6 protein-coding genes are annotated in these 4,818 nt (G+C 42.9%); 3 read left to right on the forward strand and 3 right to left on the reverse strand.

The genetic code is table 11. From position 1 onward, the window contains the following. Positions 1-403: 403 nt before the first annotated feature. On the reverse strand, positions 404-730 hold the full coding sequence (locus ACFO8Q_RS23725) for an ArsR/SmtB family transcription factor (RefSeq protein ID WP_380029837.1): 327 nt from the start codon (positions 728-730) through the stop codon (positions 404-406). A gap of 145 nt (positions 731-875) precedes the next feature. Here ACFO8Q_RS23725 and ACFO8Q_RS23730 point away from each other — a divergent pair, with 145 nt between their 5' ends. The 3 genes from ACFO8Q_RS23730 to ACFO8Q_RS23740 all read left to right on the forward strand — a co-directional run bounded on the left by ACFO8Q_RS23730 (position 876) and on the right by ACFO8Q_RS23740 (position 3,116). Continuing rightward, complete coding sequence (locus ACFO8Q_RS23730; RefSeq protein ID WP_380029839.1) at positions 876-1,562, forward strand: peptidylprolyl isomerase; 687 nt, start codon at positions 876-878, stop codon at positions 1,560-1,562. A gap of 357 nt (positions 1,563-1,919) precedes the next feature. Further along, the gene (locus ACFO8Q_RS23735) at positions 1,920-2,426 is read left to right on the forward strand and encodes a DUF7689 domain-containing protein (protein WP_380029841.1); all 507 of its coding nucleotides are present in this window, start codon (positions 1,920-1,922) and stop codon (positions 2,424-2,426) included. 21 nt (positions 2,427-2,447) lie between these two features. Beyond that, positions 2,448-3,116 carry a hypothetical protein gene (locus tag ACFO8Q_RS23740; RefSeq protein WP_380029843.1) on the forward strand — a complete coding sequence of 223 codons (669 nt, stop codon included), beginning with the start codon at positions 2,448-2,450 and terminating at the stop codon, positions 3,114-3,116. A gap of 142 nt (positions 3,117-3,258) precedes the next feature. On the opposite strand, the gene ACFO8Q_RS23745 is transcribed toward ACFO8Q_RS23740, so the two are convergent. Next, positions 3,259-3,717 (reverse strand): hypothetical protein, encoded by a 459-nt coding sequence (locus ACFO8Q_RS23745; protein WP_380029845.1) that lies wholly within the window; start codon positions 3,715-3,717, stop codon positions 3,259-3,261. A 73-nt stretch (positions 3,718-3,790) separates the two neighbouring features. After that, entirely contained in the window at positions 3,791-4,612 is an 822-nt protein-coding gene (locus ACFO8Q_RS23750) for a hypothetical protein (protein ID WP_380029847.1), read from the reverse strand. Between the last annotated feature and the right edge of the window lie 206 nt (positions 4,613-4,818).

The following is a 4,818-nucleotide window of genomic DNA, read 5'->3' on the forward strand; positions in this document are numbered from 1 at the left end:
TAAAAGGAATTCCGCTTGGTGAGATTTTGTTCAGAATTTTAATTCAGTACGTAGTTTTTAAACAGACTCTTAAAGAACAAAGAACCCTATAACCCTGATTTGTATAAAAAATCCGACGTTCGTCCAGTAGACCGTGAAATTACGGTTGAACAAGCGATTGCCTTGGCGAAAGCGCAAGGTTACCAAATCATGGAGTCAACAGCCTGATTCCCTCACCTCTCAAATAAAATACATTATTTTCCTTTCAGTCGTCTTGTGTACGGCTTATTTGGTATGCGCTTTTTCTTGGATACGTGCATTTGCTAAGGATTTCAGACTTACGTCCTCCTTGATCAAGAAAATTTGATTTATTAATCAAAAAAAATTGATTTATCCCCCAGAAATTGGGCTAATAAAAATTCGATTAACATTGATCATTTGGACGAAAAATACAGCAAAGCTCCTCCGACAACAAGTGGCTGACTTCTTTTTGATTGATTTGATAGTAGCTCCAAGTACCGATCGTTTCTTTTACAAGCAAGTTGGCATCAAGCAGTATCTTCAGGTGGTAGGACAGCTTTGATTGGGGCATGTCGACAATTTCAGTCAAGTCACAAACACACGTCTTACCCCGCTCCCATAATTCGTGGAGTATTTGCAGTCTCTTTCTGTCAGCCAATGCTTTGAACTTCAACTCGTACTGGTCAAAAGCGGGAAGAGGGGATGATTGCAACATAGGAAGTTCTTTCATTTGCTTCACCCGTTAATCAATTTTTTTTGATCTATTGGTAGTATATTCCGAACGGCGAATTTTGGAAATCCCTTAATCAAAATTTTTTGATGAAATTTTCAATTCTCCAGTTTCGTGGTATTGTTCTGTACGAGGAGGTAGAAAAATGAATCGGAAAATTGTACTGATTACACTCAGCACATTACTTGCCACCGGCCTGATAACGGGGTGCGGAACAAAGCAGAGTGAGACACCCGCTCCCGGGCAAGGGCAGCCTCAGCAGGGACAAGCCCCTCAGCAATCGCCGACCGCATCCAAACACAATAAATACAAACAGGCTCCGAACATGATGATTGATCCCAACAAGTCCTACACCGCGACTCTTCATACAAGCAAAGGCGATATCAAGATCAAACTGCATGCCAAAGAAGCTCCGAAAACCGTGAACAATTTCGTATTCCTGGCAAAGGACAAGTTCTATGACGGCATTCGGTTCCACCGGATCATCAAAGGATTTATGATTCAAACGGGAGATCCGCTCGGAAACGGAGCTGGCGGCCCGGGATATCGGTTTGACGATGAACTTCCGCCAAAATACCCGTATGAACCTGGAGTTGTCGCAATGGCAAATGCAGGCCCCAACACCAACGGCAGCCAATTTTTCATCGGGAACGGCGATGGGGTAAGGAGTCTTGAGCATACACCCAAATACACCGTATTCGGAAAAGTAACTGAAGGGATGGATGTTGTCCAGGCCATTTCCTCCGTGCCAGTCGGCCCCGATCTACATGGAGAAATGAGTGTGCCGAAAGAGGAAGTGATCATCAAATCGGTGACAATCGAAGAGAAATAGGTTCAAGTCTTCATATTTAACATCTGTGAATGGTGTCCCTCTTTTTGCAGGGGCACCTTTTTAAATACAATTTGTTTACTATAAGCAAATATGAATATGATCACGATAAGTGGAATTAGGGATCCCACCACATTTTAAAGAGAACATACGCTGAGACAATTACCGGTAACAAAATACTCCGTTTTTCATCCTGTTGATTGTAGCTAGTATATTTAACAGAAAGTTCAATTGCGTTAGAATAAAACTTAAAAAATCTAAAAAGTAAAAATTTTTTCTACAAACTGGAAGGTGTTTTGTATCATCAAAGCGAATTGACTATGTGATTGAATTCATATTCTTAAGGAAGAGGTGGATATTTTGTTTAAGCTGAAATCGCGAAAAGCATTAATTGCAACAACAATAGCAGCTGCAATTGTTGCTGGCTCTTCAACAGCACTTGCAGGCATTACAACCCCGGCATCTACACTTAATAGCAATCTTAAAGTAGCTTACAATTATGCCTGGTTAGGAGATGCTACCTCGCAATACAATTGTCTCGCATACGCATTAGGGAATTACAGCAGTTGGGTTTGGCCTTGGGGGTCTAGCAACCCAACTAGTTCGCAAGTTGATACCTACTTGTATAATAAAGGTTATAAATATGGTCAAGGCATGGATAGTCAAAATGTCGCATTCTACGAAATAATCTCCTACGGTACTTCCTCTTCTATTGGACATTTTGGTCGCTTCGCGGATACGGTTAACGGCACCACATATAGTAACGCAAAGTGGGGACAGCTTGAACTATTGCAACACCAAGGTTGGTCGCCTTACACGTCGAACGGCGTTTATGGGGATGCTTACCGTAAATACGCCAAACAATAACAAAAAGAAGGAGTGGTGTAAGTGAAGAAATTATTTCTAACGCTTTTCATTTGTAGTTTTATTGTAACAATGTTAATCAATCAAAATACGAGTGCCTCCATTGAAAAGAAGATCGATAATAATTTTGCTTCCATTGCTCAAAAAATCAATAAGGAGATCTCCTTAAGATCGGAGTTAGCCTCAAGTTCGAATCCTTATGATTACATTCAAGGCAATGACGACTTCAACGAAATCATCAATCTAGGTAATGATGCACTGCCGTACCTACACAAAAAGTTGTCTCGAAGTGAACATGACGGTCTGCAAGAGTACATTACAGCAATCGCGATTGAACGTATCGCGAAGGTAGATCTGAAGAAAACTTCTCAATGGGAAACTGCAAAGGACTTTAATTCTAAATGGAAGAAGCATCTAGCTTCCATTCCTGCTACCGTTGATGCAATTGCTTCTGATTCCAAAGTGAGCTCCGATGAAAAAGCAAAGCGTCTTTTGGAATTAGGGACACCCGCGATACCATTCATCCTGGAAAAGGTTGAATCCGGAAACGAAGAATTGTTCCCAGTTGTTATTGAATTAACTAAAGGTTCTAAGGTAGAAGCCACCGAAAGCGTTAAGAATAAAATGGAATGGGCAACCAACAATAAAGACTCCTTTAAGGACTTAAAAAAGCATGTCGTGGAGCAACAATAGGGTGCGATGGCTTACAAAGTAAGCTAACTGGCCCTCGAAAAAACCTTGCCATATGGTAAGGTTTTTTCATGTCAATCGAGGAATCCGTCATGTCAGCGTAGAGGAATACAAAAGGTCAATCGGTTTTGCCGATGACCGTTTTCTACCGATGTGTTTTATTATCGAACCGAATATACCCTACAGGTTTGTGTGTAAAATGAAGCACGGACTTCTTTTCATTGCCCACTGCCTGCTCCTTCGGGATATAGCGCCCTCGAATTTCAATGCGCTTTCCTTCTCCTTTATCCAGCTCTTTCAGCCGCTGTGGAAAACCGTCCTTGTCCCCGTAACGGATTGCAACAAAAATGTCTTCCTTCCTTTCAATCCGAACGTCCTCCGGATTATCCAAAACTTTGTTCACACGGACAAAAAGTCGTTGGTGTTTGCCGCCCTTCGTATCCGTATCATCCTCCAGAACCTTCATGATGGTTCCTTCTACTGTGACAACATACTCTTTCTGCTCTTTCTTCTCTTTTACGGCAGGGGTACAAGCAACCAATACCACCAAAACGACCACTGTCAACAGAAGAAGCACCCATCCGTTTCCCCAGGGCCACTGCATGGCAATCACCTCAAAATTAGCTTCGCATGCATTCCGGCTCTATGTCAACCGAATGAGAGTTTCTGAAGTTGAGTCAGTTTACGATTTTCACACCCTTCTCAGGTATAAGAGTATACCCTTGAGGTTTCCATACTTTTCCGTCCCACTTATAAACTGTTTGCACATCAAACAACATGTTGGAATGACTTGCGATCCAAACCGCGCGTCTTGATATCAAATCGATCTTTCCATCGTTATCTGCGTCCGTCCAGTTCCATTCATACGGAAGATCAATTTCCGGCCTTTGTCCCGACATACCCGGATTCCCGGTTGCCGCTACTTTTTCTTCTTCGAGCTGCAGCTTCCAGGCCTTATTCAATAGCGGATCCAGCAGCTCATATTGATTGGTATTCAAAAGTCGCAGTCGAAACTCAGGATTCCGGCTGTTGTCAAACTTCATTTCTTCCAATTTCCGATCCGCAGAAACAGTAAAGAGAGTCAATTGAACAATCCCTTTGCCGGTGCTTCCGCGATCCGTCTTCACGGCAATCTCTTTGTGACCGTCGGCAGTCAAGTCAAGGATGGCCAAATCGAGAGGTTTCACGGGAGACTCGCTTTCGATCAAGGCTTCCTGATTCCACCCTTCCCCTTCTACACGAATCTGCAGCCGTTTAAAAGCAGTCTGATTTGAATTCTCTTTGTCCAAGCCACGTAAGGAAACCGTTTCAAGTTTTCCGTCACCCGTAAGATCCTTTTTCTCCAGAAAAATGACCTCACTGTCCGCTTGCTTTTGGACCGAAACCGGAGGGGAATCACTAGGTGCAGAGCTGGTGGCAGGGGTATTCTCGACCGTCTTGTCCGAGCATCCTGCAAGCAAAACCGTAATCAGTGACAGTGACAACAATGATTTTCTCATTGTTCCCATCTCCTTCCTTACACCCAGTTTACATGACAAATGGACAAAAAGCGATGATCGCACAAAAAAACAAAAACGACTCCACACAATGGCTCTTAGGTGGAGTCGCTCCTGTCTATACTATTACTCGACCAGCACTTTCTTCAATTCTTCTGTCAGAACCGGAACCACTTCAAACAGGTCGCCTACGATTCCGTAGTCTGCCA

This window comes from Effusibacillus consociatus (genome assembly GCF_042652925.1).
Lineage (GTDB): Bacteria > Bacillota > Bacilli > Tumebacillales > Effusibacillaceae > Effusibacillus > Effusibacillus consociatus.

Excerpts from the sequence above, each read along its gene's own strand:
- ACFO8Q_RS23745 (WP_380029845.1), bottom strand. The coding sequence starts at position 3,717 with ATGCAGTGGCCCTGGGGAAACGGATGGGTGCTTCTTCTGTTGACAGTG.
- ACFO8Q_RS23730 (WP_380029839.1), top strand. The coding sequence starts at position 876 with ATGAATCGGAAAATTGTACTGATTACACTCAGCACATTACTTGCCACC.
- ACFO8Q_RS23725 (WP_380029837.1), bottom strand. The coding sequence starts at position 730 with ATGAAAGAACTTCCTATGTTGCAATCATCCCCTCTTCCCGCTTTTGAC.
- ACFO8Q_RS23750 (WP_380029847.1), bottom strand. The coding sequence starts at position 4,612 with ATGAGAAAATCATTGTTGTCACTGTCACTGATTACGGTTTTGCTTGCA.